At 66.1% G+C, this 21985-nt stretch carries 23 protein-coding genes; 4 read left to right on the forward strand and 19 right to left on the reverse strand.

Translation table 11 applies throughout. The features are described from left to right. Nucleotides 1–986: 986 nt before the first annotated feature. Nucleotides 987–1388, forward strand: a complete 402-nt coding sequence (locus tag QM701_RS06625; RefSeq protein WP_415166297.1) for a GFA family protein — start codon at nt 987–989, stop codon at nt 1386–1388. A gap of 45 nt (nt 1389–1433) precedes the next feature. Here QM701_RS06625 and QM701_RS06630 read toward each other — a convergent pair whose 3' ends face one another. From QM701_RS06630 to flgB, 12 genes are all read right to left on the reverse strand, one after another. After that, nucleotides 1434–1949 carry a hypothetical protein gene (locus QM701_RS06630; RefSeq protein WP_415166298.1) on the reverse strand — a complete coding sequence of 172 codons (516 nt, stop codon included), beginning with the start codon at nt 1947–1949 and terminating at the stop codon, nt 1434–1436. Then, entirely contained in the window at nt 1949–3154 is a 1206-nt protein-coding gene (gene flgL / locus QM701_RS06635) for a flagellar hook-associated protein FlgL (protein ID WP_415166299.1), read from the reverse strand. Before flgL ends, QM701_RS06630 begins: the two co-directional genes overlap by 1 nt. Nucleotides 3155–3168: 14 nt before the next feature. Then, complete coding sequence (flgK, locus tag QM701_RS06640) at nt 3169–5184, reverse strand: flagellar hook-associated protein FlgK (protein ID WP_415166300.1); 2016 nt, start codon at nt 5182–5184, stop codon at nt 3169–3171. Between the two features lie 70 nt (nt 5185–5254). After that, on the reverse strand, nt 5255–6193 hold the full coding sequence (flgJ, locus tag QM701_RS06645) for a flagellar assembly peptidoglycan hydrolase FlgJ (protein ID WP_415166301.1): 939 nt from the start codon (nt 6191–6193) through the stop codon (nt 5255–5257). Nucleotides 6194–6222: 29 nt separating this feature from the next. Continuing rightward, nucleotides 6223–7350 carry a flagellar basal body P-ring protein FlgI gene (locus QM701_RS06650; RefSeq protein WP_415166302.1) on the reverse strand — a complete coding sequence of 376 codons (1128 nt, stop codon included), beginning with the start codon at nt 7348–7350 and terminating at the stop codon, nt 6223–6225. A 19-nt stretch (nt 7351–7369) separates the two neighbouring features. Then, nucleotides 7370–8032 carry a flagellar basal body L-ring protein FlgH gene (locus tag QM701_RS06655; RefSeq protein ID WP_415166303.1) on the reverse strand — a complete coding sequence of 221 codons (663 nt, stop codon included), beginning with the start codon at nt 8030–8032 and terminating at the stop codon, nt 7370–7372. A gap of 9 nt (nt 8033–8041) precedes the next feature. Continuing rightward, complete coding sequence (gene flgG / locus QM701_RS06660; RefSeq protein ID WP_415166304.1) at nt 8042–8824, reverse strand: flagellar basal-body rod protein FlgG; 783 nt, start codon at nt 8822–8824, stop codon at nt 8042–8044. Nucleotides 8825–8844: 20 nt separating this feature from the next. After that, nucleotides 8845–9585 (reverse strand): flagellar basal-body rod protein FlgF, encoded by a 741-nt coding sequence (gene flgF, locus QM701_RS06665; protein WP_415166305.1) that lies wholly within the window; start codon nt 9583–9585, stop codon nt 8845–8847. A 34-nt stretch (nt 9586–9619) separates the two neighbouring features. Beyond that, complete coding sequence (gene flgE / locus QM701_RS06670; protein ID WP_415166306.1) at nt 9620–10867, reverse strand: flagellar hook protein FlgE; 1248 nt, start codon at nt 10865–10867, stop codon at nt 9620–9622. A gap of 12 nt (nt 10868–10879) precedes the next feature. Next, nucleotides 10880–11557, reverse strand: coding sequence for a flagellar hook assembly protein FlgD (locus QM701_RS06675; protein WP_415166307.1), 678 nt, complete (start codon nt 11555–11557; stop codon nt 10880–10882). Nucleotides 11558–11591: 34 nt separating this feature from the next. Then, nucleotides 11592–11996: a flagellar basal body rod protein FlgC gene (gene flgC, locus QM701_RS06680; RefSeq protein ID WP_415166308.1), complete on the reverse strand. Its 405-nt coding sequence runs from the start codon at nt 11994–11996 to the stop codon at nt 11592–11594. Then, on the reverse strand, nt 11993–12400 hold the full coding sequence (gene flgB, locus QM701_RS06685; protein ID WP_415166309.1) for a flagellar basal body rod protein FlgB: 408 nt from the start codon (nt 12398–12400) through the stop codon (nt 11993–11995). The genes flgC and flgB overlap by 4 nt, the downstream gene beginning before the upstream one ends. 195 nt (nt 12401–12595) lie before the next feature. On the opposite strand from flgB, the gene flgA reads away from it, so the two are divergent. The 3 genes from flgA (at nt 12596) to QM701_RS06700 (ending at nt 14158) form a co-directional block, all read left to right on the forward strand. Then, nucleotides 12596–13297 (forward strand): flagellar basal body P-ring formation chaperone FlgA, encoded by a 702-nt coding sequence (gene flgA, locus QM701_RS06690; RefSeq protein ID WP_415166310.1) that lies wholly within the window; start codon nt 12596–12598, stop codon nt 13295–13297. A 95-nt stretch (nt 13298–13392) separates the two neighbouring features. Beyond that, nucleotides 13393–13674 carry a flagellar biosynthesis anti-sigma factor FlgM gene (gene flgM, locus QM701_RS06695; protein ID WP_415166311.1) on the forward strand — a complete coding sequence of 94 codons (282 nt, stop codon included), beginning with the start codon at nt 13393–13395 and terminating at the stop codon, nt 13672–13674. Nucleotides 13675–13681: 7 nt separating this feature from the next. Next, nucleotides 13682–14158 carry a flagella synthesis protein FlgN gene (locus tag QM701_RS06700; protein ID WP_415166312.1) on the forward strand — a complete coding sequence of 159 codons (477 nt, stop codon included), beginning with the start codon at nt 13682–13684 and terminating at the stop codon, nt 14156–14158. A gap of 18 nt (nt 14159–14176) precedes the next feature. Here the strand turns inward: QM701_RS06700 and motD are convergent, their stop codons facing one another. Genes motD through flhB form a run of 7 tightly spaced genes read right to left on the reverse strand, consistent with a single transcriptional unit; the run spans nt 14177 to nt 21870 of the window. Beyond that, on the reverse strand, nt 14177–14965 hold the full coding sequence (motD, locus tag QM701_RS06705; protein ID WP_415166313.1) for a flagellar motor protein MotD: 789 nt from the start codon (nt 14963–14965) through the stop codon (nt 14177–14179). 3 nt (nt 14966–14968) lie between these two features. Continuing rightward, complete coding sequence (locus QM701_RS06710) at nt 14969–15709, reverse strand: flagellar motor protein (RefSeq protein WP_415166314.1); 741 nt, start codon at nt 15707–15709, stop codon at nt 14969–14971. Further along, nucleotides 15702–16445 carry an RNA polymerase sigma factor FliA gene (locus tag QM701_RS06715; RefSeq protein WP_415166315.1) on the reverse strand — a complete coding sequence of 248 codons (744 nt, stop codon included), beginning with the start codon at nt 16443–16445 and terminating at the stop codon, nt 15702–15704. The genes QM701_RS06710 and QM701_RS06715 overlap by 8 nt, the downstream gene beginning before the upstream one ends. Nucleotides 16446–16457: 12 nt before the next feature. After that, entirely contained in the window at nt 16458–17342 is an 885-nt protein-coding gene (locus QM701_RS06720; protein WP_415166316.1) for a MinD/ParA family ATP-binding protein, read from the reverse strand. Continuing rightward, on the reverse strand, nt 17335–18651 hold the full coding sequence (flhF, locus tag QM701_RS06725; protein ID WP_415166317.1) for a flagellar biosynthesis protein FlhF: 1317 nt from the start codon (nt 18649–18651) through the stop codon (nt 17335–17337). The genes QM701_RS06720 and flhF overlap by 8 nt, the downstream gene beginning before the upstream one ends. Beyond that, entirely contained in the window at nt 18648–20738 is a 2091-nt protein-coding gene (gene flhA / locus QM701_RS06730; protein WP_415166318.1) for a flagellar biosynthesis protein FlhA, read from the reverse strand. The genes flhF and flhA overlap by 4 nt, the downstream gene beginning before the upstream one ends. Next, nucleotides 20731–21870, reverse strand: a complete 1140-nt coding sequence (gene flhB / locus QM701_RS06735) for a flagellar biosynthesis protein FlhB (RefSeq protein ID WP_415166319.1) — start codon at nt 21868–21870, stop codon at nt 20731–20733. Before flhB ends, flhA begins: the two co-directional genes overlap by 8 nt. Nucleotides 21871–21985: the final 115 nt, after the last annotated feature.

Here is a 21985-nt window from a genome sequence, read left to right on the forward strand (position 1 = left end):
TTAGCCTTGGTTATTGTCTCTGGAATGTTTTACAAGTCAGTAGTTTCGGCGAAAAAACGGCATTTTGCTTGGCCTTTATACTTTTACTCCATAATAGGTTTACTAACAGTATCCTGTTATTTATATGGAGTAATTTTTAAATGGTTATAGAATAGTAATTTAAGTTTTTTCCAACCTCGACCCACCGAATAATCTGAATTTTCCAATTCACTACGCCCCCTTTTGATTCCATACGAACAGTCTAGAACTGGCTAGCCATTACAAGATATTTAGTGAGGCTGGCGTGACAAATTTTTAAATTTATCATTACACCGGTGAAAAACTGAGGCATAGATCATGACTGATCAAGTACAGGATTTGGAATGAATACTTGGTGGAAATCTTGAGCAAAAAGATGCTAGGACTATTCCCGGAAAAGATGGTGTCACCACGCATGAGACTGTTTATTTCTCTGATGATGGAAAAAACAAATTCCGGAAGTAGTTTAAAAATATAACGTGTTTCACCAACACGTCTTATACAACGAAAGGAGGAGTCAATGAAGCTGGCTGTGATATTACTCCTCCAGATAGTCCGTTGTTTCATGAGGTTATATATCACGGTGATATTAATGGGTGGTGGAAGGACATGAAGAAGAAGCCAAAGGTCTTGGGTTGCTCCTTGCCAGAATCGAAGGTGATCAATTCGTTATTTCTGATGGGTGCTCATTTCCACTACCAGAGTGCAAGATTGAATTCACTTGAATAAATGACCCCGGCACCACCGACCACCGAAGGTGGTTGTAGTGAGGTATCCCAGTTTCCACGGACAGGTTAATTAAGCCCCGTGTTACCACTCACCCCTGATCAGATTTCGGCAAGCATTCATGGGCCAAAATGGTCGTAGCGAGGTGATTTTCCAATCAACCCCCTTTGAAGGTGTCTTTGATTGGTTAGACCTTGGGTCCGCCTATTAACTGTTGGGCCTGAATACAAATCTCATGGAGCATGTTAAAAACATACTATGGCAGTTGCCATTGTGGCGCCGTCACCTTCGAGGCCGATCTCGATCTCGCGCAAAGCTCTTACCGCTGCAACTGTTCCATCTGCAGGCGCAGCCGCTTTTGGCCGGCCGTGGCCAAACCCGAGAACTTCCGGCTCCTTTCCGGCGAGTCGGAGCTGACACAGTATTTGTTCAACACGAAGAAGAACCATCACTATTTTTGCAGGCATTGCGGCATCCGTGCTTTCGGCGTCGGCAACGACACGCCTATCGGCAAGATGTATGGCGTCAATCTCGGATGTCTCGACGATGTCACGGACGAGGAGTTGTCGAAGGTGCCCGTCACCTACGTTGACGGCCTGCATGATGAATGGCAGAGCGCGCCGGAGTTTTACAGCCACCTGTGAGCATCGGGCCAAAGGCCCTGCCGGTCATCATCGCGCGATGAACGTTCAGCGGGCTTTCACCAGCTGGATCGTGCCTTCCGAGACCTTGTAGGTGAAGGGCGTGGCGGATTCGATGCCTTCGGAGTAATCGAGCAGGCGGTAGCTCTCGTAGCCCTTCTCGCGCTGGAGCTGCAGCGCCCGGCGCTTGACGATCTGCATCGCCTCGCCGTCGCCGCCGACGCGGAAATGCTTGGCGCGCAGGGAGAGGCGGTAGGTTTCCGCGTCGATCGCCTGTTCCTTGATCGTCCAGTTCGGCGCCAGCGGGTCGTAGATGATGTACAGCAAGGCGCTGTTCTTGGGGTTGAAGACCTCTCCCGGCAGGCCGAGCGCGCTGACCGGATGTCCGAAGATGAGCAACCCGCCGGCGATCGCCGCGGTCTCGGCGCTCACCGCCACGTTCGGGGTGAGTTCCGCACCGGGCCGCGAGGCCGTTTCTCCCGACGGCTTCACGGATTCGATGGTGGTGCAGGCGGCCAGGTAGCCGAGCAGAGCGGCCGAGGCCAGGGCGAGCCGGGGCTTCATCACAGGTACTTGAACAGGCTCAGGGCGCTGATCTGGGCGAAGGAAGCCTGCGCGGCCTGCAGCTGCGTCTGCTGCTGGACGAAGGCCGAAATCGTCTCGGCATAGTCGATGTCCTGCAGGTCCGACAGGCGCGACTTGTACTGCAGCTCCAGCGCGTCGGAGACGCCGCTCAGCGAATCCAGTTCGTTGAGCCGCGAACCGACCGAGGCCTGTACCGACGAAACGCTTTCCAGGGCGCGATTGAGGTTGTCCATTTCGGTGTTCATCACGTTGCTCAGGGCGGCCCTGCCGCTGGCATTCCCCTCGACATCGGTGGAGAACGCATCGATCAGGTTCTGCAAGGTGCTGAAGATGCTCTGGTTGCGGCTCGCCGAGACGGAAAAGCTGTCGCCGGCCGCCGGCGTGCCCTGGAGCGTGAAGGTCACCCCGGCAATGGACGTGATGCTGCTGCCGGCGGAGTAGGTATAGCTGCCGACGACCGATCCCGTCGTCGTGTCGGTCACCGTGTAGTCGGTCGGCGAGGAGAACGCGATCGCATAGTCGTGGCCGGACCACGCGGTCGGATCGACGACGGAGCCGGAACTGATGACGCCGGTCCCGGTGTTGCCCGAAGCGGCGCTGAGGGAGAAGGTGCCGTTGCCGGTCGGGATGTTTACGAAGATGTCCCGGCCCGAGTCGCTGACGGCGATCTGGCGCGACGAGGCGACCTGCAGGCTGCGCTGCCCGTCGTCCCCGGCGTAGCTCACCGAGCCGTCGGAGGCGGTCTGGAAGGGCCGCGTGCCGCCCTGGTAGCCGGAAAACAGGTAATAGCCGTTGGCGTCGGTGCTGTTCGCCACGCCGAGCAGGAAATCGAGCTGGCTTTTCAGGTCGTTGGCGATGTCCTGGCGCTGGCTGTCGGAGTAGGAGCCGTTGCCGCCGGCGATGACCTGCCCCAGCACGTATTGGATGTTGTCCACCACGGACTGCAGCTGGCTTTCTTCGAGCGACAGCTGGCTCGAAGCGTTGGACTGGTTGTCCGAGTACTGCGCATTGACCGCCAGCGCCTGCGAGTTGAGCAGGACCTGCGCCGCCGCCACCGGATCGTCCTGCGCCGAGAGGAATTTCTTGCCGCTCGACAGCTGGTTCTGCAGCTTGTAGAGCTTGCTCTGCCCGTCCATGAGGCTGTTCGCCCCGGAGTGGAATATCTGGCTGGTGCTGATGCGCATGTCTGGATTACCTCTCAACTGATCTCGAGAATCGAGTCGAACAACTGGGACGCGATCTGCAGCATCTTGGCCGCGGCCTGGTAGGACTGCTGATACTGGATCAGATTCACCGCTTCCTCGTCCAGGTTGACGCCCGAGACGGAGTCCCGCGCCTCCTCGGCTTCCGTCAGCATGGTCTGCTGGGCCGCCAGGACGCTCTCCAGCTCGCTGCCCTTGTTGCCCATGCTGCTGACCATCTGCGCGTAGACGGTCGAGAAGCTCGCCGTGTTGCCGGCCATGGTCTTGCCCGTCTGCATCTTGGCCAGCAGCAGGACGTTCCGGTTGTCCGACACGCCGTTGGAATTGCGCGCGATGCTGAAGGTGTCGCCGTCCTTGGGCGTGCCGCTGATGGTGAAGCTGATTCCGGAAAAGGTGAAGGTGGCGCCGTTGGTGTACGGCACCGTTCCGGAGGCGTAGGTGGTCTCCACGCCGTTGACGGTGACCGTCACGGGATAGGCGGAGAAGCCGGAGAAGCCGCCGGTCGAACTGCTGTAGGTCAGTGTCACCGGTGAACCCGACGCCGGCGCCGTGTACCCGGTCGCCACGCTGCCCGACGAGATCGTCGCCGTGCCGGTGTTGGCCGTGCCGGCCGAGGCGAGCACCGGCGCCGCCACGGCGATCTGCCGGACGTCGGCGGCCAGGGTGGCGTTCACCGCGATGTTCTGCGCGGCGTTGCGGGTCGGCTGGATGATGTAGCTCGATCCCGCCACGAAGCTGCCGCTCGCCGAAAGGGTGAAGCCTTGCGGGCCCTGCGTGCTGGCGTTGACGGCCGTGTTCAGGTCGGCGATCGACGCGCCGCTCCACGACGCCTTGTCGGAAAGCCGCGTCAGGGTGAACGTCGTGCCGTCGTAGTCGAGCTGATAGTCGCTGGCCGTCAGGTTGGTGTAGAACGTCCCGTCGCTGCTGTACGACGGGTCGGAGAACGCGGCCGACACCGTCGCCGTGCCCGCCGGGTTGTTGGTGTTGGCGACAACCCTGGGCGTGCCCAGCGTGAAGAAATCAGCCACGAAACCCGCGTCGCCGGCGATGTTGCCGAGCAGGTCCTGCCCCAGCGCGTGCTGGGCATTGAACGCCAGGGCCACCGAGGCGGCGATCTGGCCGAGCGAATTGGCCGCCGCGTCGAGCGACCCGGAACGGTATTGCAGGACGCCGGAAAGCGCGCCGCCGCTGATCAGGGATTCCGGCAGCTCCTGCGTGCCGGCGGCGTTGACGATCGCCACCGTGAGCCGGGTGGGGTCCGAGGACGATGCCACGGCGGTCAGCGACGTCGCCGTGGTGCCCACCACCAGCGGCTGCCCGTTGCCGAAAAAGACGTTCAGCGAGCCGTTGGAATTGGTCGTCGTCTGCACGCCGACCAGCTTGTTGAGTTCGCCGATGAGCTGGTCGCGCTGGTCGTACAGATCGTTCGGCGGCTGGCCGTTGGCGGCCTCGGCGGCGACGATCTGCTTGTTCATCGTGGCGATCTGCTGCGCATAGGAGTTGATCGAACCGACGTAGCTCTGGACCTGGCTGTTGACGTTCTTGTATTGCGCGTCGATCTGCGAATTCAGGCTCTGGAAGCGCGACGCCAGGGCCTGCGCGGCCGAGACCATGCTCTGCCGGGTGGTCAGCGACGAGGGGTCCGAGCTGACCTGGTTGATGCCCGCGAAGAAATCCTCCAGCGCCGACTCCAGCCCGGCGTCGTCGTCCACCAGCAGATTGTTCAGTTCGCCGATCGACGTCGAATAGGATTCGAGCGAGCTGACCGACGCCTGCGCCTTGGTCACCTGCTTGGCCAGGAAGCTGCTGTAAATGCGCTCGATGGTCAACACGTGCGCGCCGTTGCCGACGTAGCCGGAGCCGGTCAGGGTGGCGACGTTGGACACCTGGATGATGCGCTGGCGGTTGTAGCCGTCGGTGTTGGCGTTGGCGATGTTGTGTCCGGTCGTCGCCAACCCGAGTTGCGCGTTCTGCAGCGCCGAGACGCCGATGCTGTAGATTCCTGAACCCATGGAATGCTCTCCTCTTCCATGCTGCTAACGGCAACTTTGCCGGATTATTGAGGGTGGCGGCCGCGCGGGCCTAGCCGACCAGCGCCTGCCTGAGCGTCGCCCCGCCGATGATGCGGCCGAGTTTGTCGGCGTAGTCGGGGTCGGTGGCGTAGCCCGATTGCTGCAGGGAACGAGCAAACTGCATGCCATCCTGCTGGCCGAGCACGCCCGAGAAACGGGAATTGCCGCGCAGCACCCGGGCGTAGTCCTGGAAGGCTTCGCCGTAGGAGCCATAGACGCGGAATTTCTCGCGCGTGCTGCGCGCCACGCCGTCCACGTATTCGGTGGTCTGCACCTCGACGGTCGGCCCCTGCCAGCCGCCGCCGGCCTTGATGCCGAAGACGTTGTAGGACGGCGCGCCGTCCGCCCGGCGGATTTCGCTCTTGCCCCAGCCGCTTTCCAGCGCGGAATGCGCCACCAGGAAATGCGGCGGCACGCCGAGCGTCTTCGCCGCCTCGACGGCGTACGGCAGGACGCGATTGACGTACTCGCGCCCGCCTTCGGCGGTTTCCACCGACCCGCCGCCGGCGCCGTTGCCGCCATTCCCGCCGACCCGCCCGGCGCCGCCGGCAAACACGGCGGCAGAACTTGCCGCCCGCTGCTCGGACAAGGCCTGCTGGAATTGCCCGAGCGCCGTGTTCAGCGCGTCGCCGTCCTGCGGCGTCATGCTGCGTCCGAGTTGCTGCTCGATCAGCTTGGCGAAGCCGAGCGCGTCTTTCGCCGCCAGGTTCTGGGCCAGCTGCTGGTCGAGGATCGCGGTGAAGAAGCGCGTCTGGTCGTTGTCCAGCAGGCCGTCCTGCGGCGTCGCGTCGCGCATGCTCTTCAGCATGGTCTGCAGCAGCAGCCCCTCGAACTGCCGGGCCGCCTGCCGGAGGCCCGCCTGCGGGTCTTCCTTGAGGGTCTGGCGCAGGTCCGCCGTGGTGCGGGTGTCGAGCACGAAACGGGGCGCGTTGAGGTCTCCGGCTTTCATGCGCCGAATACTAGCAATTTCCAGGCCGGTCAGATGACTTCCAGGTCGGCGCGCAGCGCCCCCGCCGCCTTCATGGCCTGCAGGATCGACAGCAGATCCTGCGGATTGGCGCCGAGCGCGTTGATCGCCTTGATCACCTCGGACAGGTTGGCGCCGGCCTTGACCGCCATCAGCGCGCCGCTGCCCTGCTTGATCGTGATCTCGGACTGCTGCGTGGTCACCGTCTGCCCGCCCGACAGCGGATTCGGCTGGCTGACCTGCGGTTCGGTGCTGACCACCACCGACAGCGAGCCGTGCGCGACGGCGCACGATTCGATGGTCACCATCTGGTTCATCACCACCGAGCCGGTGCGCGGATTAACGATCACCTTGGCCATCGTCCTGGCCGGCCGGATTTCGAGGTTTTCCAGGCGCCCCATGAAGGCCACTCGGGTGTCCGCGTCCTCCGGCGCGTTCACCCGGATCACGCGGCCGTCGAGCGCCTGCGCGGTGCCCTGGCCCATCTCGCGGTTGATCGCCTCGACGGCGCGCTGGGTGGTGCCGAAATCGGTGACCGCCATCTCGTAATGCACGTACGGCCCGCTGCCGAGCGCGGTCGGCACTTCCCGCTCGACCGTCGCGCCGGCCACGATGCGGCCGGCCAGCAGGTGATTGACCACCGCCCGGCTGCCGCCCGCCGACGCGCCGGCGCCGCCGACCATCAGGTTGCCCTGGGCCTGCGCATAGATCTGGCCGTCCGCGCCCTTGAGCGGCGTCATGATCAGGGTGCCGCCGCGCAGGCTCTTGGCGTTGCCCATCGACGAGACCGTCACGTCGATCTGCTGGCCGATGCGCGCGAACGGCGGCAGGTTGGCGGTGACCATCACCGCCGCGACGTTCTTCAGCTGCATCGACTGCGTCGTCGGCAGGGTGGTGCCGAGCTGCGCCAGCATGTTGATGATGCTCTGCGTGGTGAAGGGCGTCTGCGTGGTCTGGTCGCCGCTGCCGTCGAGGCCGACGACCAGGCCGTAGCCGACCAGCTGGTTGCTGCGCACGCCCTGTACGGTGGCCAGGTCCTTGAGCCGCTCGGAAGCGGCGGCGCCGCCCCCGATCAGCGGCAGGCAGGCGCAGGCCAGGACGGCCAGGCAGCGCGCGAATTTGCCGACGTTCTCGTTCATGATCCTGTCCATCCGGCCGTCAGAACGGCAGCACCGACATGAAGAAACGCGCCAGCCAGCCCATGACCTGGGCTTCGCTGATCGCGCCGGTGGCCTTGTATTCGATGCGCGCGTCGGCGACGTTGGCCGAGCTGATGGTGTTCGCCGTGCTGATGAAGTACGGATTCACCACGCCGGACAGGCGGATGTACTCCGTGCCGTGCCCGATCGACACCTGTTTTTCGCCGGAGACCAGCAGGTTGCCGTTGGGCAGGACCTCGATCACGGTGACCGTGATGTTGCCGGTGAACACGTTGTTGGCCGCCGCGTCGCCCTTGCCGGCCAGCGTGTTCTCGCTCTCCGCGGACAGCGCCAGCCCCTGCAGGGATTTGCCCGGCAGGCCGCTGACGGTGGGCACCGACGCGCTGATGCTGGTCGAGCGGTTGACGTTGGTGTTCGACTTGGTCGAGGCCGAGGTGGTCTCCGCGATCACGATGGTCATCGTGTCGCCGACGTAGCGGGACCGGCGATCCTCGAACAGCGTGCGCGACGCGCCCGGCTGGTAGATGCTGCCGTTGGCCGGCGGCGAATCGCCGCGCGCCGCCGGGCGCACGGTCATCGGCTGGTGCACGTTGGTCGGCGGCACGGTCTCGCAGGCCGCCAGCACGAGCGCCGAAACCGTCAGGAGGAGCAGTCTGGACATGGCCGCGTCTTACAGCTGGGTGAGCCGGCTCAGCATCTGGTCGGACGTCGAGACGACCTTGGAATTGAGCTCGAAGGCGCGCTGCGCCTGGATCATGCTGACCAGTTCCTCGGCCACGTTGACATTGGACGTTTCGACGTAGCCCTGGCGCAGCACGCCGGCGCCGTTCTGCCCCGGCGTGCTCGGGGTCGGCGTGCCGCTGGCGGCGGTTTCCAGATACAGGTTCTCGCCGATGCTCTGCAGGCCGCCGACGTTGATGAAGGTGGTCACCTGCAGGGTGCCGATCTGCGTCGTCGCGGTCGAGCCGGAGGTGACCACGCTGACCACCCCGTCCTTGGCGATGGTCACCGAGGTGGCGTTGGCCGGGATGGTGATCGCCGGCTGCACCGCGTAACCGCTGGAGGTGACCAGCTGTCCCTGGCTGTCGCGCTGCAGCGAGCCGTCGCGCGTGTAGGCCGTGGTGCCGTCGGGCAGCAGCACTTCCAGGAAGCCGGCGCCGTCGATCGCCACGTCGAGGTCGTTGCTGGTCTGCTGCAGCGAGCCCTGCACCTGGATGCGCGCCGTGGACACCGGCCGCGCGCCGGTGCCCAGCTGCAGGCCGGCGGGAATCTGCGTCGATTGCGAGGATTGCGCGCCGGGCTGGCGCACGGTCTGGTAGAGCAGGTCCTCGAACACGGCGCGCGCGCGCTTGTAGCCGTTGGTGCTGACGTTCGCCAGATTGTTGGCGATCACGTCGAGGTTGGTCTGCTGGGCGTCGAGGCCGGTGCGGGCAATCCAGAGGGAGCGGATCATCGTGGGGTTCGTCCTGTCGCTTAACTCATCGAAAGTATCTGGGTGGCCTTGCTGGCGTTGGCGTCGGCGCTCTGCAGCATCTTGATCTGCATCTCGAACTGGCGGGAGAGCGAGATCAGGCTGACCATCGCGTCCACCGGATTGACGTTGCTGCCTTCCAGGGTCTCCGGCGCCAGGCGCACGTTCTCGTCGGCCTCGGCCGGCTGCCCGCTGCGCGTCCGGAACAGGCCGTCGTCGCCGCGCACCAGCGTTTCCCTGGGCGGATTGACCAGCTTGATGCGGCCGACGTCGTTGGTGCTGTTCGGCGTGCCGAACAGGGGCACCACGGAAACGGTGCCGTCCGGCGAGATGGTGATCGAGTTGTCGGGCGGCACGGCGATCGGCCCGCCCTCGCTCAGCACGGTCAGGCCGCCGGTCGTCTGCAGCTGGCCGTTGGCATTGACCTGCAGGTTGCCCGCCCGGGTATAGGCTTCCCGGCCGTTGGCCGTCTGCACGGCGATCCAGCCGTCGCCGTGCACGGCCACGTCGAGCGGCCGGCCGGTGGCCATCATCGGCCCCTGCTCGAACACGTCGGCCACCGAGGCGTCGACCACGAAAGCGCGCGTCGGCGCGCCCTCGCCCTGCACCGGCACGGCGCGGAAGCGATGCTCCATGGCACGGTAGCCGATGGTCGAGGCGTTGGACAGGTTGTGCGCGACGCCCGCCTGCTGCACGAAGGCCTGGCGGGCGCCGGTCATCGCCGTGTAGATCAGCCGGTCCATGAAGTATCCGTCCGCGTCGCGTGGCTAGGGCGCGTCAGCGCAGGTTGACCAGGGTCTGCATGATCTGGTCCTGCGTCTTGATCGACTGCGCGTTGGCCTGGTAGTTGCGTTGCAGGGTGATCATGTTGACCAGTTCGGCCGTGAGGTCCACGTTGGACTCCTCGATCGCCGACGACTGCAGCATGCCGCGCGAGCCGGCCCCCGGCGTGCCGTCCAGCCCCTGGCCGGAGGTCGAGGTCGCCTGGTAAAGGTTGTTCCCCGCGTTGATCAGGCCGTTGGCGTTGGGGAAGGTGGTCAGCACCACCTGCGCCAGCTTCTTGGTCTGGCCGTTGCTGTAGTTGCCCAGCACGATGCCGTCCGTGCCGATGCTGATGCTGGACAGCGACCCTTGCGAGAAGCCGCCCTGGTACTGCGAATTCACCGTGCTGTCGCCGGCAAAGCTGGTCGAGCCGGTGAAGTCGATGTTCCAGTTGGGCAGCCCGCTGCCCAGCGGACTGGCGGCGCCGGTGGAAACGGTCCAGGTCGTCGGCAGGGCCATCGGCATGGTCGAGGTGAGCTGGCCGTTGGTGTCGAACTGCAGGCTGCCCATCGACTGCGGATCGGCTCCGTCCAGCGTGGCGTGGACGTCCCATTGCCCGGTCGTCGAGGTCTTGACGAAGTAGTAGGTGATGTTGTGCTCGACGCCCAGCGTGTCGTAGACCGTCTGCGCCGTCGAATAGGTGTAGCTCAGCGGATTGTTGTAGTTGAACGTGGTGACCGTGGGCACGTCCTTGCTCGAATCGAGGTTGAGCACCATCTCCGCGTCGCCGCCCAGCACGTCGCCGGTCGCCCGCGGCGCGATGTTGCTGGCGTCGAGGCGGATCTCGGCCGGCTCGGACGGCACGATCTCGCCCGTCGAGGTCGCCAGGTAGCCCATCAGGCGGTAGTTCTGGTCGTTGATGATGTAGCCCTGGGTGTCGGTGTGGAACTGGCCGTTGCGGGTATAGGCCACCAGGTTGTCGCGCGTCACCTTGAAGAAGCCGCCGCCGTTGATGGCGATGTCGAGCGTGTTGCTGGTGGTGGTGATGTTGCCCTGGGTGAATTGCTGGAAGACCGAGGACAGCGAGGTTCCGATGCCGACCTGCGAGGCGCCGCTGCCGCTCAGGGACGCCGCATACACGTCGGCGAAATGCCCGCTCGACGACTTGAAGCCGACCGTGCTGCTGTTGGCGACGTTGTTGCCGACCACGTCCAGCGCCTTGGACGACGCATTGAGCCCGCTCAAACCCTGTTGAAATGACATTGCTTACCTCTGCTAGAAAACCTGTTGCACGTCGTCGAAGTCGTACTGGCCCAGCGAGCCCAGATCGAGCACGAAATTGCCGTTCGTCGTCCGCGTAAGAGCAGAAACCGTGCCAAGCTGCAAGGCTTCGGCTGTGACCGACGACGAGCCCTTGGTCGCCGTGACCTTGAAGGTGTACGAGCCGTCCGCGGCGGTCGTGCCGGAACTGGTCGAACCGTCCCAGGAGAACAGCAGGTTGCCGGCGTCGGCCTTGCCGAGCGACTGCGTCTGCACCAGATTGCCCGACGAATCGTAGATCTTGACCGTCACCGTGTCGGCGGCGCTGGCCAGATTCACGCCGCCGTAGGCGTCGCCGTCGGACAGCGTGAGATGCGAGCCCGGCACCAGCACCGTCTTGCTGATCAGCGCCGACGCCTGCACGGCCTGCGTATCGGCCAGGCTGCTGACCAGCGAGTTGAGCGTGGTGTTGAGCTGTTCGATGCCCTGCACCGTGCTCATCTGCGCCAGCTGGTTGGTCACTTCGGTGTTGTCCAGCGGATTGAGCGGGTCCTGGTTCTCCAGTTGCGCCACCAGCAGGGTCAGGAAGCGGTTCTGGATGTCCTCGCTGGTCGTCGTGCTGCTCGTCGAACGGCTGCTCGAATTCAACGTCGCGAGCACGCTGCTCGATTTCGTGCTGTCAACCGTGGTCATTTCGGGTCTCCTCGGATTCCTGGTTCGGTCGCGCCTACTGGCCCAGCGTCAGGGTCTTCAGCAGCAGTTGCTTGGCGGTGTTCATCACCTCGGCGTTGGTCTGGTACGAACGCGAGGCGGAAATCATGTTCACCATCTCGTCCACCACGCTCACGTTGGGCATCGTCACGTAGCCGTTCTCGTTCGCCGCCGGATTGCGCGGGTCGTAGACCATCCGCCCCGGACTCGCGTCCTCGACGACCTGCTTGACGCGCACGCCCATGGCGTTCTGCCCGTCCACCGGCGTCGCCTCGAAGACCACCTGCTTGGCCCGGTAAGGCCTGCCGTCCGGCCCGGCCACGCTGTCCGCGTTGGCCAGGTTGCTGGCCACGGCGTTGAGCCGCAGCGATTGCGCCGTCAGCGCGCTGCCGGCGACCTGGAAGACGTTGAATACGCTCATGATTGCGCCTGCATGGCCGCCGTCAGCATTTTCAGCTGATGGTTGATGAAGGTCACGCCGGCTTCGTAGCGGACGGCGTTTTCCGAGAACTGGGCGCGTTCCACGTCCATTTCCACGGTGTTGCCGTCGGCGCTGGCCTGCGCGGGCGTGCGGTACATCAGCCGCGCCGGGCCGCTCTCGCCGGTGCCGGCCAGATGCGCCGGATCGGTCCGCGCCACCGGCAGGCTGCCTTCGCCGCGCCCGGCCACGGCCTCCTGGAGCGCGGACGCGAAGTCGAAATCGCGCGCCTTGTAGTTCGGCGTGTCGGCGTTGGCGATGTTTCCCGCGAGCACCTGCTGGCGATAGGCGCGCAGGCCCAGGGCCTGTTGCTGGAAAAAAAGCGCGTTGTCGATCTTGCTGGCCACGATGCCTCCGTTGCTCGGAACGTCCGGTTCCCTCACAAGCAACCCGCGTGCCATTCCCGCAGCAGGCCGCCCGGCGGCCTGAACGGCACAGGCCCTGCCGGCAAATCGGCAAATATTGCCGCTGCGTCCCGCCGTCCGGCAACGCCGGCCGATTTTGTTCGCCCGCGTCCGGCGATCTGGAGGCAAAATGGCGGCATGACACGCCTCACCTTCTGCCGCCGCACCGTTCTGCTGTTCATCGCCCTCTGGCCGCCCGCCGCCTCGGTCCTGGCGCAGCAGGCCGCGGCCCCGCTCTACCGCACCGTCGAAGACTATCTCCGCACGCAGACCCAGGGGCTGCCCGGCAAGACCAGCTACCGCATCACGCCGCTCGACGCGCGCACCCAGCTCGCCCCGTGCGACGCCTACGAGCCTTTCCAGCCGGCCGGCGCCGCGCCATGGGGAAAGACCACGGTCGGCGTGCGCTGCCTCGGGCCGGCCTCGTGGACGGTGTACCTGCAGGTCCAGATCAGCGTGCAGACCCGCTACCTCGTCGCGGCGCGTCCGCTGGCCGCCGGCCAGGTCATCGGCGAAAGCGATTTCGTCGCCCGCAACGGCGATCTGGGCACGCTTCCTGCCACGGTCCTGATGGACGCCGAGCAGGCGGTCGGCCGGACGGTCAGGATCGGCATCGCTCCCGGGCAGCCGCTGCGCGGCGATCAGCTGATCATTCCCTGGGCGGTGCAGCAGGGGCAGACGGTCAAGACGGTGTCCCGCGGCACGGGGTTCAGCGTCAGCAGCGAGGGCAAGGCGCTGAACAACGCGCAGGACGGGCAGGTGGTGCAGGTCAGGACGCCTTCCGGGCAGACGGTCAGCGGCATCGCCCGGTCCGGCGGCGTGGTCGAAATCATGTACTGAGTCCGCGGAACGCTCGGCGCGCCGGAAAAAATGCTAAAGTTGCGGCCACCTGCGCCGATAGAACGTGCAAGCACGAAATTTTTCGAGGCATGGCCATGAAGATCGAACAATCCACGAAACTGAACAACGCGCAATTCGTCAAGGAAGCGCGCGCCACGCCGGCGAAGAAAGCGGAAAGCGCATCCGACGAAGTCGAGTTGAGCAGCGTGGCGTCCCAGCTGGCCGCCTCCGACAGCGAGCCGGCGTTCGACGCCGGCCGCGTCGCCGAGATCAGGCAGGCCATCGCCGAAGGCAAGTTCTCGATCAACGCGGAGGCCATCGCCGACCGCCTGATCGCCTCGGCCAAGGAACTGGTCGGCTCCCGCCAGCAGTCCTGACCGGGCCATGGCCGGGGACCTCTCGGATTTTCTGGAAGTCATCGTCCGCGAAGCGGAACTCGTCGAGCGCTTCGTCCGCCTGCTGGAACAGGAAAAAACCCTGCTCACCGAGGGCCGCACCGAGGCGCTCACCATCGCCGTCGAGGAAAAGGAACGGCTCGCGGCGGACCTCAACGACCTGTCGCAGCAGCGCGCCCGCCATCTGATCGACCACGGCTACACGCCCGACCGCGCCGGCATGGCCGCCTGGGCGGCCGGCCACGCGCAGCACCAGGAAGCGGTCGCCGCCTGGAACCGCACGCTGTCGCTGGCCGCGCAGGCGAAGGAGCTCAATCGCGTGAACGGGCAGTTGATCCAGCTGCACATGCAGTTCACCGGACAGGCGCTCGAAATCCTGCTGCGCAAGGAAGGCAAGCTGGACCTCTACGGTCCGGACGGGCGGTCGACGACGTCGGGGGATCGGCAGATCAACGACGCCGTCTGAGCCGGCGCCCGTTTCGCCTCATCTTTCCGGCGCGCTGCCGCCGTCCATGTCGACTTCGCGGCCCTTCTCCGCCACGCTCGAATCGATCAGGATCGTCACCCGCCGGTTGCGCGCCCGGCCCTCGGCCAGGACGTTCGGCTCGACCGGACGGGTATCGGCGTAGCCGATCGCGGTGAGCCGGTCGGCGGCCACGCCCGAATCGGCGAACAGCCGCAGCACGGTGGTCGCCCGCACCGCCGACAGCTCCCAGTTGGAGGGGAATTGCGGCGTGTTGATCGGCACGTTGTCGGTATGCCCCTCGATGGTGATCGGGAAGTCGGTCGGCGCCAGCACCTGCGCGATGGCGCGCATGGCCTTGGACGAGGCCGGCTGCAGGACGGCCTGCCCCGGCGCGAACAGGATGCTGTCGTTGATCTCGATGGTGACGCCGCGGCTGGTCTCGATGATCCGCACCTTGCCCTGTTCGATCAGCGGCGCCATCACGTCGAGCAGTTCCCGGGCCACGTTGCGCATCTTGTCGCGGCGCTTCTGCTTCTCGACCTCGGCCTGCCGCGCCGCCTGGGGCTGTTTCTGCGCCATCGGGATCGGCGGCGTCACCACGATCGGCAGCTGCGTCGAGCTGTTGGCCTGGATGTTGCGGAACGCCGCGGTCATCGAATCGCTGAGAATCCGGTACTTGCCCTCGTTGACCGTGGACAGCGCGTACATGACCACGAAGAAGGCGAACAGCAGGGTGATGAAATCCGCGTACGACACCAGCCAGCGCTCGTGGTTGTCGTGCTCGTCCTCGCGTTTGCGGCGCGCCATGGGCTAGAAGATGTAGCCCTGCAGGCGGCTTTCGATGATGCGCGGATTGTCGCCGTTGGCGATGCCGACCAGCCCGTCGACGATCATCTCGCGCTGCACGATCAGGCGGTTGATGTGCGCCTTGAGCTTGTTCGCCATCGGCAGGAAGACGAGGTTGGCCAAACCGACGCCGTAGATCGTGGCGACGAAGGCCACGGCGATGCCCGCGCCGAGCTTGGACGGATCGGACAGGTTCTCCATCACGTGGATCAGCCCGAGCACCGCGCCGAGGATGCCGATGGTCGGCGAATAGCCGCCGGCGGCCTCCCAGATCCGCGCGGACATGCGCAGTTCCTGCTCGTAGGTGTTGATGTCCACTTCCAGCACCTCGCGCAGGCGTTCCGGCTCGGCGCCGTCGACCAGCAGTTGCAGGCCCTTGCGCGCGAAGTCGTCGCGCAGCTGGCCCATGGCGCCTTCCAGCGCGAGCAGGCCTTCGCGCCGGGAGAGCTGGCTCCAGCCGGTGATCTGCTTGATCAGCTGCCGGTAGTCGACCGACGGCGGGTACCACACCCAGCGCACCATGCGCATGCCGCGCATGAAAGTCGCGTAGGGGCTCTGCAGCATGACCGCGCCCATGGTGCCGCCGAGCACGATCAGCAGCGCCGTCGGCTGCGACAGCGAGCCGATGTGCCCGCCTTCGAGCACCTGCCCGCCGATGATGGCCACCAGCCCGATGGTCAGGCCGAGGACGCTGATCTTATCCATTCTTCCCGGCTTTCTTCTTGATCCCCGACTCCCCGAAGAGGCGCGCACGCAGGCGGGCGACCGCCTGCGCATGCAACTGGCAGACCCGCGACTCGGTGACGCCCATGACTTCGCCGATCTCGCGCAGATTCAAATCCTGCTCGTAATACAGGGCCATCATCAGTTTTTCCCGCTCGGGAAGCAACTCGATGCCCTGCACCAGCGACTTGCGCAGGTTCTCGTCCTCCAGGATACGGTAGGGATCGCCGGCGCTGTCGGCGAAATGCCGCTCCAGGAAATCCTCGCCGTCCTCCTCGACCAGGTCCTCGAACGAGATCACCTGATGCCCGCGCGCGTCCTGCAGCATTCTCTGGTATTCGGCCAGCGGCACGCCGAGCGCCGCGGCGAGTTCGTTTTCCGCGGGCGGACGGCCGAATTCCTGTTCGAGCCGGGCGATCGCCTGCTCGATCTGGCGGAACTCCCGGCGCAGGCTGCGCGGCAGCCAGTCGTTCTCGCGCAGCCCGTCGAGCATGGCGCCGCGCACCCGCTGCGCCGCGTAGGTTTCGAACTGCGCGCCCATCCCCGCCTCGAAGCGGTCGATGGCGTCGAGCAGCCCGATCATGCCGTTCTGCACCAGATCGTCGACCTGGACGCTGGACGGCAGGCGGGCCATCAGGTGATAGGCGATGCGCTTGACCAGGGGAGCGAAGCGCTGGACCAGATGATCCTTGTTGAACTGACCTGCGGCGTTGTACATGTTCTCTGCCGGTCAGGCGTAAATGGCGACCGGATCGATTTGCCGGCTCAAGTGTAGCAGGTGCTGGACGAATTGTTCGAGCCCGCCGGGTTCCCCGTCCGGCAGGCGCCACTCCAGCAGATCGCCGGCCAGGGCGCGGCAGGCCCTGGCCGCCGGCGACTCCGGATACAGCCCGACCACCGGCTGGCCGAGCGCGGCCGCCCGCTGCATGTGCTCGTCGAGCGGCACGCAGCCGGCGAACTCCAGCCGCGCGAAGCGCCGGCCGTGCGTGACCCGCGCGATGTTGCCGAAGACCGCGCGGCCCTCCTCCATGCCGCGCACCCCGTTGACCAGCACGCGGTAGTTGCGCCGGGCGTAGCCCAGGCTGACTTTCTTGATCAGGGCGTAGGCGTCGGTGATCGAGGCCGGTGTCGGCGCCATCACGATCACCGTGTCGTGCGCGGCCAGCCCGAGCGGCGAAAAGCCGAGCGGATGGTCCGGCGAGGCGTCGACCAGGATCACGTCCGGCGGCTCGTCCAGCGCGCACAGGCCGGCGAGCAGCGCCCGCTGCTGCGGCTCGCTCAGTTTCCCGAGCTGTCCGACCGCGCCCGCCGCCGGCAGCACCTGGATGCCCGGCGCGACGCGCAGCAGCACGTCGGCGACCGGCCGCGCGCCGTCGATGACCCGCGCCAGGTCGTGGCGCGCGACCGCGCCGAAGCAGGAGGCGATGGTCTTGCGTCCGGCGTTTTCGTCGAACACCAGCACGGACTTGCCCTGCTGCGCCAGACAGGCGGCCACGCCGGCGACCAGCAGGCTTTTGCCGACGCCCGGACTGCCCGCGGCGAAGGTCACCACGCGCAGGCGTTCGCGGGCAAACAGGCGCCGCAGGCCGGCGGCCTGGTCGGCGTACTCAGCCACGGCGGCTTCCGGCCGCGGCGGCGCCGGTGGCGCTGGCCATCACCAGTCCCGGTTCGAGGCCGCCCAGGCGGTGCGGCGACGATTCGGGCAGATCCTTGAACGCCCGGTGCAGCAGGTAGACCCGGTTGGGCAGATGCAGATCCTCGGGCACGCGCTGGCCGTTGGACACGTAGTGCAGCGGCAGGCGATGGCGGATGATCACGTCCAGCGCGGTGGCCAGGCTCGCCGCCTCGTCCACCTTGCTCAGGATGCAGCCGGCGAGATCCGGGCCGCTGTAGGCGCGCACTACGTCGTCCAGCGTGTCGCCGCGGCCGGTGGCGGCCAGCAGCAGCAGGCGCTTGACGCCGCTGTGCCCGAACATGGCGACCTGTTCCTCGACCATCCGGTCGCGCTGGCTCATGCCCATGGTGTCGATCAGCACCATGTGCTTGTGCTGCAGGCTGGCGAGGGTCTGCTGCAGTTCCTCGGCGTCCTTGACCAGGAAGACCGACACGCCGAGGATGCGCCCGTAGATGCGCAGTTGCTCGTGCGCGCCGATCCGGTAGCCGTCGGTGGTGATCAGCGCGACCTTGCTGGCGCCGTGGCGCAGCACGCAGCGCGCCGCGAGCTTGGCCGTGGTGGTGGTCTTGCCCACGCCGGTCGGCCCGACCAGGGCGTAGACGCCGCCGCGGTCGATGATGTCGTTCTCGCTGCCGATGGTCAGCAGCGCGCGGTCGGCAGCGCCCTTGGCCCAGCCGAGCGCCTGCGCGGCGTTGAGCTCCCGCGGCAGTTCGGCCAGCAGTTCGCGCGCCAGGGCGGGAGAGAAGCCGGCGTCCAGCATCTGGCGCAGGGTCTCCGTCTTGACCGGCTCGGCGCGCGCCTCCTCGCCCCAGGCGAAGCCGGCGAGGTGCCGTTCGACCATCTTGCGCAGCGAGCGGATTTCGTCCATCACCTCGGCGGGAACGATTTCGGCCTGCCGCGGCGGCGCGGCCGGATCGGCCGGCGGCGCGGAACGTTCGAACTGCGGCATGGGGCGCGGCGCCAGCGGCGGCGCGTCCTCACGCGCGACGGGCCGGGCGGCCGGCGGCACGGGAGCGGGCGCCGCGGCCGGGGCCGACAGGCGCACGGTGTAGTCGCCGCCCTGGCGCGGCGGCGCTTCCCGGCCTGCCGGGGGAACCATCATCTCCATGTCGCTCGCCGCCACCGCCATGATCTCCACGCCGCCGGGAATGGCGCGATTGGACAGGATGATGGCGTCCGGGCCGAGCAGTTCCTTGACCTTGCGCAGCGCATCCCTGGCCGACGAGGCGACGAATTTCCTGACGTTCATGCTTTACCCCCAATGATCGAGGTGACCTTGATGATCTTGTTTTCCGGCACTTCCGCATGGGCCAGCACCTTGAGTTGAGAAATGCCCCGCCGCAGGAAGCGCGAGAGCAGCGTGCGCAGGTTCCCCGAGACCAGCAGCACCACCGGCAGCCCGAGCGCCTCCTGCCGCTGGGCGGCCGCCGCAGTCTCGCGCACCAGCGTGTCGGCCAGGCTCGGCTCGATGCTGGCGCCGTCGCCGCCGCCGGCGATGGCCTGCAGCAGGATGCGTTCGAGCTGCGGATCGAGCGACATGACCTGCATCTCGTCGCCGGCGGGATAGAGCTGCTGGACGATCGAGCGGCCGAGCGCGACGCGCACCTGCGCGGTCAGCGCCTCCGCGTCCTGCGTGCGCGGCGCCCATTCGGCCAGCGTTTCGATGATGGTGCGCATGTCGCGGATGGGGATGCCTTCCTCGAGGAAATTCTGCAGCACCTTCTGCAGCACGCCGAGCGGCAGCACCTTGGGCACCAGGTCCTCGACCAGCTTGGGCATCTCCTTGGCCAGGTGGTCGAGCAGCGCCTGCGTTTCCTGGCGCCCGAGCAGTTCGCCCGCGTGCGACAGGATCAGGTGGTTGAGATGCGTCGCCACCACGGTGCTGGCGTCGACCACGGTGTAGCCGAAGGCCTGCGCCTGCTCGCGCGCGGCCACGTCGATCCAGATCGCCGGCAGGCCGAAGGCCGGGTCCTTGGTCGCCGTGCCCGGCAGCTGGCCGAGCACGCGCCCGGGATTGATCGCCAGCAGGCTGCCGGGAAAGGCTTCGCCCTGCCCGACCTCGACGCCCTTGAGCAGGATGCGGTAGGCGTTCGGCTTCAATTCCAGGTTGTCGCGGATGTGCACCGGCGACACCAGGAAGCCGACCTCCTGCGCGAACTTCTTGCGGATGCCGCGGATGCGCCGCAGCAGCTCCCCGTCCTGCGCCTTGTCGACCAGCGGAATCAGCCGGTAGCCGACTTCCAGGCCGAGCACGTCGACCGGCGCCACGTCGGCCCAGCTGGCTTCCTGCGCTTCGGTCTGCAGGCTCGCCACCGGCGCCGCCTGGACCTCGACCGGCTGTTCGCGCGCCTGCTTCTTGGACGTCTCCCAGGCCAGGAAGCCCAGCCCGCCGGCCAGCAGCAGGAAAACGAAGTTCGGCATGCCCGGCACCAGCCCGAGCATGCCGATGATCGCGCCCGACAAACCGAGCACCTTGGGGTTGTCGAACAGCTGCCCGAGGAACTGCTGCGACAGGTTCTGGTTGTCGCCGACGCGGGTCACCACCATGCCCGCCGCGATCGAGATGATCAGCGCCGGGATCTGCGCCACCAGGCCGTCGCCGATGGTCAGCAGGGTGTAGGTCCGGGCCGCCGTCGCCAGGTCGAGATCGTGCTGCAGCATGCCGACGAAGAGCCCGCCGATGACGTTGATGAACATGATCAGGATGCCCGCCACGGCGTCGCCGCGCACGAACTTGGAGGCGCCGTCCATCGATCCGAAGAAGTCCGCCTCCTCGGCGATCGTGGCGCGGCGGCGGCGCGCCTCGTCCTCGCCGATCAGGCCGGCGTTGAGGTCGGCGTCGATGGCCATCTGCTTGCCCGGCATGGCGTCCAGCGTGAAGCGCGCGGCCACTTCGGCGACCCGGCCGGCGCCCTTGGTGATGACCACGAAGTTGATGATCACCAGGATGGCGAAGACGACGATGCCGACCGCGTAGTTGCCGCCGACCAGGAAGTGGCCGAAGGCGTCGATCACCTGCCCGGCGGCGCCCGGCCCGGTATGCCCTTCGAGCAGGACGACGCGGGTCGAGGCCACGTTGAGCGACAGGCGCAGCAGCGTGGTGATCAGCAGCACCGTCGGGAAGACCGAGAAATCGAGCGGCTTCAGCACGTTGATCGCCACCAGCATGACGACGATCGAGATGGCGATGTTGAAGGTGAAGAACAGGTCGAGCAGGAACGGCGGCAGCGGCAGCACCATCATCGACAGCACGAGCAGGATCAGCAGCGGCCCGGCGAGCTGCTGCAGGCCGACGCGGCCGAGGAAATTCTGCAGGCTGGCGCTGGCGCTAGCCATCTACCGCCTCCGGCACCATGTCCGCGGGAACCGGGATGTCGCGCGGCGGGATCGGATAGTGGCCGCCCTGCTGGCGCCACCGCGAAAGCTGATAGACGTAGGCCAGCACTTCGGCCACGGCGGCGTAGAGCGGCGACGGAATCTCCCGGTCGAGCTCGGTGTGGCGGTACAGCGCCCGGGCGAGCGGCGGCGCCTCCAGCTGCGGCACGCCGTGCTCGGCGCCGATCGCGCGGATCTTGCGGGCGATCTCGCCCATGCCCTTGGCCACCACCTTCGGCGCGCCCATGCCGCTCTTGTACGCCAGCGCCACGGCGAAATGCGTCGGGTTGGTGACGATCACGTCGGCCGCCGGCACCGCGCTCATCATGCGCCGGCGCGCCGCTTCGCGCTGCAGGCTGCGGATGCGTCCCTTGACCTCGGGGTTGCCCTCCATCTCCTTGCTTTCGCGGCGGACCTCCTCCTTGGTCATCTTCAGCTTGTTATGGTATTGCCAGAGCTGGAACGGCACGTCGAGCCCGACGATGATCAGCATCGACAGCACGATCATCATGAAGCTGTAGTTGATCAGGTGGCCGGCATTGGCCAGCCCGGCGTCCACGGTCTGGCCGAGCAGCGCGACGATTTCACCGCGTTCGGCCCACAGCACGTACGCCGCGACGCCGCCGATCAGCGAGGCCTTGGCGACGCTCTTGACGAGTTCCAGCAGCCCCGACCAGGAGATCATCCGCGAGAAGCCCTTGAGCGGATTGAGGCGCCCGACGTCCGGCGCCAGCACCTTGAGCGAGAAGTTCCAGCTGCCGAGAAAGAACGGGGACAACAGCGCCGCGACGACCAGCGCCAGGACGAACGGACCGAAGGCGACCAGCGCGTCGAGCGAAATCTCGGCAAAGCGGGCGAGCATGAAGTGGGGATCGCGCAGGGCCTGCCCGTCGAAGCTCAGGCCGCGCCTGACGAGGGCCGTGGTGCGCTGCATCATCCAGCCGCCGACCATCCAGAACGCCCCCGCCGAAACCATCAGGATCATGAAGGCGCCGATCTCCCGTGAACGGGGGACCTGCCCCTCCTGACGGGCCTGCTCCAGCCGTCTCGATGAGGCAGGCTCTGTTCGTTCGAGATCGCTTTCTTCGGCCATCCGCAGCTTCCATTCGGTTAGGGCGTATTATATGAAAAAACTTTAAAAAATAAAGGAGTATGAGATTTTATTTAGGCTGATTCTCGAATAGTCGCGCGCTTGCAACAAGGCTTCC

Origin of the sequence: Propionivibrio sp. (assembly GCF_047602565.1) — a bacterium.
Lineage (GTDB): Bacteria > Pseudomonadota > Gammaproteobacteria > Burkholderiales > Rhodocyclaceae > Propionivibrio.

Bases quoted from the DNA above. Each gene is read 5' to 3' on its own strand.
- QM701_RS06625 (WP_415166297.1), top strand. From the start codon at position 987: ATGTTAAAAACATACTATGGCAGTTGCCATTGTGGCGCCGTCACCTTC.
- QM701_RS06630 (WP_415166298.1), bottom strand. From the start codon at position 1,949: ATGAAGCCCCGGCTCGCCCTGGCCTCGGCCGCTCTGCTCGGCTACCTG.
- flgL (WP_415166299.1), bottom strand. From the start codon at position 3,154: ATGCGCATCAGCACCAGCCAGATATTCCACTCCGGGGCGAACAGCCTC.
- flgK (WP_415166300.1), bottom strand. From the start codon at position 5,184: ATGGGTTCAGGAATCTACAGCATCGGCGTCTCGGCGCTGCAGAACGCG.
- flgJ (WP_415166301.1), bottom strand. From the start codon at position 6,193: ATGAAAGCCGGAGACCTCAACGCGCCCCGTTTCGTGCTCGACACCCGC.
- QM701_RS06650 (WP_415166302.1), bottom strand. From the start codon at position 7,350: ATGAACGAGAACGTCGGCAAATTCGCGCGCTGCCTGGCCGTCCTGGCC.
- QM701_RS06655 (WP_415166303.1), bottom strand. From the start codon at position 8,032: ATGTCCAGACTGCTCCTCCTGACGGTTTCGGCGCTCGTGCTGGCGGCC.
- flgG (WP_415166304.1), bottom strand. From the start codon at position 8,824: ATGATCCGCTCCCTCTGGATTGCCCGCACCGGCCTCGACGCCCAGCAG.
- flgF (WP_415166305.1), bottom strand. From the start codon at position 9,585: ATGGACCGGCTGATCTACACGGCGATGACCGGCGCCCGCCAGGCCTTC.
- flgE (WP_415166306.1), bottom strand. From the start codon at position 10,867: ATGTCATTTCAACAGGGTTTGAGCGGGCTCAATGCGTCGTCCAAGGCG.
- QM701_RS06675 (WP_415166307.1), bottom strand. From the start codon at position 11,557: ATGACCACGGTTGACAGCACGAAATCGAGCAGCGTGCTCGCGACGTTG.
- flgC (WP_415166308.1), bottom strand. From the start codon at position 11,996: ATGAGCGTATTCAACGTCTTCCAGGTCGCCGGCAGCGCGCTGACGGCG.
- flgA (WP_415166310.1), top strand. From the start codon at position 12,596: ATGACACGCCTCACCTTCTGCCGCCGCACCGTTCTGCTGTTCATCGCC.
- flgM (WP_415166311.1), top strand. From the start codon at position 13,393: ATGAAGATCGAACAATCCACGAAACTGAACAACGCGCAATTCGTCAAG.
- QM701_RS06700 (WP_415166312.1), top strand. From the start codon at position 13,682: ATGGCCGGGGACCTCTCGGATTTTCTGGAAGTCATCGTCCGCGAAGCG.
- motD (WP_415166313.1), bottom strand. From the start codon at position 14,965: ATGGCGCGCCGCAAACGCGAGGACGAGCACGACAACCACGAGCGCTGG.
- QM701_RS06710 (WP_415166314.1), bottom strand. From the start codon at position 15,709: ATGGATAAGATCAGCGTCCTCGGCCTGACCATCGGGCTGGTGGCCATC.
- QM701_RS06715 (WP_415166315.1), bottom strand. From the start codon at position 16,445: ATGTACAACGCCGCAGGTCAGTTCAACAAGGATCATCTGGTCCAGCGC.
- flhF (WP_415166317.1), bottom strand. From the start codon at position 18,651: ATGAACGTCAGGAAATTCGTCGCCTCGTCGGCCAGGGATGCGCTGCGC.
- flhA (WP_415166318.1), bottom strand. From the start codon at position 20,738: ATGGCTAGCGCCAGCGCCAGCCTGCAGAATTTCCTCGGCCGCGTCGGC.
- flhB (WP_415166319.1), bottom strand. From the start codon at position 21,870: ATGGCCGAAGAAAGCGATCTCGAACGAACAGAGCCTGCCTCATCGAGA.